The following is a 5,984-nucleotide window of genomic DNA, read 5'->3' as shown; positions in this document are numbered from 1 at the left end:
TGGGTGTGTCTCATACGCCTCATGCGGACACTCCTCCGACTCCGGATTCTCAGTATGACACGCCGGACACCAGTCCTCCCCACCACCGAGTTTCAACTCCTTACCCTCCAACGACCTCCCCCCACTCTTTCTCTCTCCCTCCCGAACCGACCCTCCCGACGGCCCCACTCCAGCCCTAACCTCCGCCACCAACGTTGCCATGTCGTCCGGTGGCGACACCTCCCCAGCCTCCCGTGCCCACCACACGGCTAAACTCTCACCACTTGACTCCTCACACCACTCCTCGACTACCCGCCTTTGCTCCCGCCGCCTGGAGGACTCCCCCACCGCCGCCGCCGCTACCGCTCCCTCTGCCGTCCGTTCGTTACCGTGCGCGTCTGTCCATGTCTCCTCCTCACGCCACGACTGCTCCAATTTCTGCTTTCTACCCAGCACCTCGACCCCGCCGTCCGGCACAATGTAGTCCTCCCCCTCAACCAACGACTCAGACGCCTCCAAACTCTCACCTATTCTCTCCGACACTAACGTCCCCTCTTGCCCCACGTCATGGCTACACCCACAATGATTGCACACCCGCTCCCCGTCGTCCCGGCGGACAGTCGCCCCATGTGGCTCCGACTGCTCGGCCTCCTCCGACTCATACCGCTGGCGGCATTTGTCCACCTTTGCCACCTCCCGTGCCGCCTCAGAACGGCTCACCGTCCGGATATTGCCCGCGTCCATGGCCGCCGCCCACCCGACATATGCCGGCTCCCGCTCCCACAACTCAACCGGATCAATACTACAATAGTCGGCAACATAGGCGGCTACGTCATTCAACTCGCCCGGCTCCCGAACCTCAATCGCCTCCTCTCCATGTGCCGACTCCCCAGCCCACTCCGTCTCCTCGACGTGTTTCTCTATGATGGGACGGAGATCGGCGGCCGTCACGTCTCCGTCAACTACCAGAATAACGTGCTCATGTGCATACGCCTCATTCGTCCCGTTCTCATTACCTCTCTTGCCCGTGTGTGGCTCTAAGCGCCTGTCAAATTGCCACGACTCACCCAACTCATACCCCTCCGAACGGAGTGTGTTTCGCATGGTGTGGTACACGTCCGACCACGACTCCTGCAACTGCTTTGCGTGTGTCACCGGCCCCACTCTCTCTCCCTCCGGTTTTGAGGACGCCGACCGCGTGATTAGGGCGACTCGCGGACTCTCAAAGGACGGCTCTGTCGTGCCACCCGACGGCCGCTCCCCACCGCACAACTCTCGAAGCCATGCGTCCAGCTGGGCGTAGTATTTTTTCTGGTACGACGCAAACCACCGATTCTCTGCCGATATTGAAAACTCAGTATGCTCCTCACCATCCCTCCAGTCGCCTTTCTCCAAATTGATGGTGGTATTTTTCGTCCGCCGGTATTTCTCCAGGAGTGTCCGGACGGCCTCACCCCACTCCATAGCGCGGTATGTCTCATTCTCACCTTTCACGGCCGGCTCAGACACTAACTCCGGTATGTCCGGCTGGCGCTCTACCCACTCCTCCGTAATAGCGTGTGCATAGTCCCGGCGCAGTGACACACCATGACTCTCCGAAAGACGTTGTGACACCCGGCGCGGATACTCCGCCGCAAACTCGGCTACTTTCTCCTCGATACTCGGCGGTTCTTTCTCACCGCTATTCTCAGACGCCGGATTTTCGGCCGGAGCGGAGTTTACAGACTTGTTCAGGTTGCTTTGCCGAGAGGATGGATAGATCGTTTGGCCGGAACTCCCCAACTCTCCCCGTGCCAACGCCGCGTCGATCATGTCCAAGGCCGCCGGCACATTCGGCTGGACGTCTCCCTCGACTAACGACGACGCCAACTCCCGCCGCGACTGTGGCCCACCGAGATTGTCGAAAAACGTCTCCCATGGAAACGACGGCCCTCCATGCGACGGCCCCGAGAAAGACACAGACGGCCCACTCACAGGTTTCTCAATACTCATGCCGTCACACCCTCCCTCGCGTCACAAAGCTCAGAGAACGTCTCTGCACACGTCCGACACCGATACCCGTCAGCCGCCTGCTCCCACGACGTATGTCCGTTGGGACACCGCCACCGCCACGGCTCCATTACTCCGACACCTCCGACGTCCGGACTGTCCGGACAGTATTGGCCGGACACCCGTTGTAGATCGCGTGAAAACCCACCCAATACGTCGCACTCCCCTTAGTGGCACACTTTGGCGACTCCCACCCACACTCCCAACACTTTGCCATGTGAACCTTACTCATGGCACTGTCCCTCCGTTGCGTCGAGGACGTCCGCGACCTCCCGCCAGCCCGCCGACAGCACCGCACCACTACTCGGAGCTTCCCGCTCACCCTCTCTTCCCTCAGTCGCTTCGCTCCCTGCGGGCGCTATCGGCCTCAAGCGCCTGCTCCTCACACAAACCGCAACCGCACAAGATGGTCCGCACCCCGAAAGAGTGGATTTGCCACTCTCGGCACTCTTAGACGCTTTACCCCCCGTACACAGCCGCTCGGCGTTTCGTTGCGAAACTACTTTGCCGTCGGAGTGAGAAAGGCCGAGTACGCAACCTGCGCCCCTGCAAGGTTTGGTTGCCCGCCGGTTGAGGGCCGCTGGCACGGCCCTCCCCGGTCGTGTCCGGCCCTTCTCCGGACACTCAGTCACAATTTGTTAGAGGTGAGTATGTTGTTCTTACCACCCCTGTTGGCGACGGTATGCCATATAAGTGTCGGACACCCGGTGGTATTCGTCGGTTATTTGAACTAACCCGTACACATTTGTGTACGGCCGCCCTAACGCCTGTATGGGCAAAGAACCGCTCACAACCCGCCTCGACGCCGACACCAAACAAGAGGTAGAGAACTACGCCGAAGACCGCGACATTGGGCAAACTGAAGCCACCCGCCGACTCATTCGCTCCGGCCTCGCGGCTGAAGGCCACGCCGTCACCACCGCCGACGGTGGCCCGGAGACTAAGACCCTCCTCGAACGGCTGGCCTCACCGCTCACCGTCGGTATTGGTGCCGCACTCCTCGCATTTGCCCTCGGACTCATGACCGCCGCCGGACTCCTCGCCTCAAACGGCACTCTCACCGCCGCCGTTGTCGCACTCGGCCTCAGTACCGTGGTTGCGGCACTCGCCACTGGCATTATTGGCACCGCCGCGCTCGCACAGATGGCCCTCGAACGCCCACTCCGAGGACTCCTCCCGCTCGCCAAGGAGAGTGAGACTGCATGACGGATATTGCCATGTACGACCACTTTCAGCAATACCGGCTTGACTGGTACGCCGCGAAAAAAGCCGTCGAGGAGAACCACCTGATTGACCCGGACCCTCACCACGCCCACATGAAATTTCACCTCACTACCAAACAGTGGGTAGTCCGACTCCTCAGCACCGAATACGACGGCGACGGCCCATATGCCGACATATGGCACGACCGCTCTATTGCCGACTATGACGGCCTCAAAGACACTGTTGACGCCCTCCGATGGGAGACATTCAACCCCGAAGTAGAGGACCCCCTCGACGTCGACACACTCACCAAAATTGGCCACGCCGCCGAGGAGATCGCCGTCGACGCCATGGACCTCCCCGAACAACCGCCCGTCGACATAGACCCCTGGACACCCCGCTCAGTCTCCCAAATACGAGAGGAACTGGTAGAGATTCGCGAAGAAATGCCCGCCGACTCTCACTCTGAGGACAATGAGTTTTGAACACGACGACAACGACCAGGACGACAGCGCTCAAGTCATTGATGAGGAGAATCGCATTTCTAACCGGCTCAAAGACCGGATTCTTGACGCCCGTGACCGAGTGGCCGAACGTGAAGACGACATTTTCGTCGGTGCCAAATTGAACGGTAACGTCGCGCTCCAACCTGGAGAACCCGCCACCGCCCAACTCACTGACGTTTGGGCAACTACCGTCCGTCAATACCTCAAAACGATTGAACCACTCCTCCGGAGTGAGGAGATCGAGGACGCCCACCACTACTACGAGGAGCTCCCCATTGTCGACACGCTCATAGCACCAACTGATGGAGAGACGCTCATTGTCCCAAACCACCCCAGCAAAAGCGAATACTCCGAACACATACGCTGGAGTCTTTTCTACGACGATTCAGTCTCTAACACCAAACTCGTCAGAGGTAGTAGCAAATTCGGCTCGGATTTTGAACCGCCAGAACCCCGCCGGTTCACCATTCGAGGACTCAAAGACCTCATTGACCAACCGACGACCACCTTCAGCTGGAACGTCGAACTTGACCCCGCCAAATTCGGCCCGGAACTGGAGATTGCCCGCCCACAACGTACCGTCTCCCTCCGCCACGAGTGGCTTGAAACGGCCGTCCGAAAAGCCGACCAATTTCTCCAAAACGCCGGTATTGGCCTCGAAGTCGGCGACCCCACCAAAGAAGCCGCTGGCGACTACTCAGACATTGAGGACATAGACGAACTATGAGTGACCGACACCTCACCGACACCAACTTTTGGCACGACCTTTGCCACGGCATATTCGGCCCGCGCAAAGGTGGTGCTCGTATTATTGTCGACAGTGAAGACGCCTCAACAGGTGTTGGCAAAACCGGCCTCGCCGTCTACCTCGCCCAACTCCTCTCCAAAGCCTTTGGCTACGATATGCAGAAAGAAGACATGACTCTCTCAGGCGACCAATACCTCTCCCGCTGGCGTGACCACCCCGGCAAAGACCAACCGAGTGTTTTGATTCTCGACGAACTCGGTGGTGCCGGTGCCGGACAAGCCCGCCGCGCTATGGCCCAACAGAACGTCGACCTCTCCAACGCCTGGCAACTCATGCGAAAGAAGCGCATTGTCTCTATTGTCACTCTCCCACACTGGAGTAAGGCCGATAAGAGTCTGAGAAAACAAGCAGATTACCGCCTCTGGTGTCTGAGAGAACCGATAGGCTACTTTCGGCCCTACAAAGTCGGTGCCGACTTCAACCGTGGTAACGTCAAAACCAAAGGCTACGACGACGTGGACCGGATTCGGTTTGCCAACATGGACGCCAACGACTCTCCCACCTACCAGCACCTCTCCTCTCTCAAAGACGAACTCCTCGAAAGTGGGTACTTCGACGCCGACAAACTCCAAGAGGAGGACACTGAGGAGGACACCTCCGACACCCTCACCGACGACGACAAAGCGAAAATCAAAATGATGGCCGAGGACAGTAGCGCCACACAAGCCGAGATTGCCCAGGCGTTCGACATTGAACGCTCTACTGTGTCAAAGATTAAGACCGGCTCATTGTGACTATTCTAACCGCCGGACGGCGGTACGACTCTCACACGCTTACCTTTCGTAAGTGCATGACGGCGACGACATAGCAGTTTGATGAGAGTGACTGTGACCAAGACATACACTCTAACGCGCGTAACTGTCGAAATTCTCCACTCTACTACCAACACCGACCGCAGAAATGACCCATTTACTCCTCCTCGAACGTGCCGAGGACAAACTCAGTCGCACCCAACTCAACACGCCGGTGGTAATTGTGCTCCCGGAGATGACTGAGGTACGTCTCACCATACGCCGCCACGTTGCACGAACCAACTGTACACCGATACCGCTGGGACGGCTCAATTTCTAACTCCTCCCGCAGATTCTGCCTCTCATTCGTGATCTCCACCATGTCTATGCCATTACCCGCACTCGCGCGGTGCTCCTCTCCGTCTATGGTGACTGACTTTACACGCCACTCCGGCACATAGTCGTTGTACCCCACGACCTCCGCGTCGTGATCCGGCTCCTCCTCATACTCAAACGGCACCTCACCATTACCACGGTACGCCTCACTCCCCGTCGTGACTGTCTTGTCCGCGTCGTCTCGACCCTCAACTATTGGGTGTGTCTCATACGCCTCATGCGGACACTCCTCCGACTCCGGATTCTCAGTATGACACGCCGGACACCAGTCCTCCCCACCACCGAGTTTCAACTCCTTACCCTCCAACGACC

At 58.6% G+C, this 5,984-nt stretch carries 5 protein-coding genes and 1 pseudogene; 4 read left to right on the top strand and 2 right to left on the bottom strand.

All coding sequences use genetic code 11. The features are described from left to right. A partial coding sequence (locus WDJ60_RS18635) for a hypothetical protein (protein WP_340102282.1) occupies positions 1-1,971 on the bottom strand: 1,971 nt, incomplete at its 3' end. A gap of 828 nt (positions 1,972-2,799) precedes the next feature. On the opposite strand from WDJ60_RS18635, the gene WDJ60_RS18630 reads away from it, so the two are divergent. The 4 genes from WDJ60_RS18630 to WDJ60_RS18615 are packed head-to-tail and all read left to right on the top strand — an operon-like array spanning position 2,800 to position 5,279. Then, positions 2,800-3,234: a hypothetical protein gene (locus WDJ60_RS18630; RefSeq protein WP_340102280.1), complete on the top strand. Its 435-nt coding sequence runs from the start codon at positions 2,800-2,802 to the stop codon at positions 3,232-3,234. Continuing rightward, positions 3,231-3,716, top strand: coding sequence for a hypothetical protein (locus WDJ60_RS18625; protein WP_340102278.1), 486 nt, complete (start codon positions 3,231-3,233; stop codon positions 3,714-3,716). Before WDJ60_RS18630 ends, WDJ60_RS18625 begins: the two co-directional genes overlap by 4 nt. Beyond that, positions 3,706-4,464 carry a hypothetical protein gene (locus tag WDJ60_RS18620; RefSeq protein WP_340102276.1) on the top strand — a complete coding sequence of 253 codons (759 nt, stop codon included), beginning with the start codon at positions 3,706-3,708 and terminating at the stop codon, positions 4,462-4,464. Before WDJ60_RS18625 ends, WDJ60_RS18620 begins: the two co-directional genes overlap by 11 nt. After that, entirely contained in the window at positions 4,461-5,279 is an 819-nt protein-coding gene (locus WDJ60_RS18615) for a hypothetical protein (RefSeq protein WP_340102274.1), read from the top strand. Before WDJ60_RS18620 ends, WDJ60_RS18615 begins: the two co-directional genes overlap by 4 nt. Positions 5,280-5,454: 175 nt before the next feature. Here WDJ60_RS18615 and WDJ60_RS18610 read toward each other — a convergent pair. Continuing rightward, a pseudogene (locus WDJ60_RS18610) lies at positions 5,455-5,984 on the bottom strand (hypothetical protein); the annotation flags it as partial.

The organism is Salinibaculum salinum, from assembly GCF_037645885.1.
In the GTDB taxonomy this organism is placed as follows: domain Archaea; phylum Halobacteriota; class Halobacteria; order Halobacteriales; family Haloarculaceae; genus Salinibaculum; species Salinibaculum salinum.
Note: the sequence above shows the minus strand (reverse complement) of the source record. Positions and strands in the feature narration are given on the sequence as shown.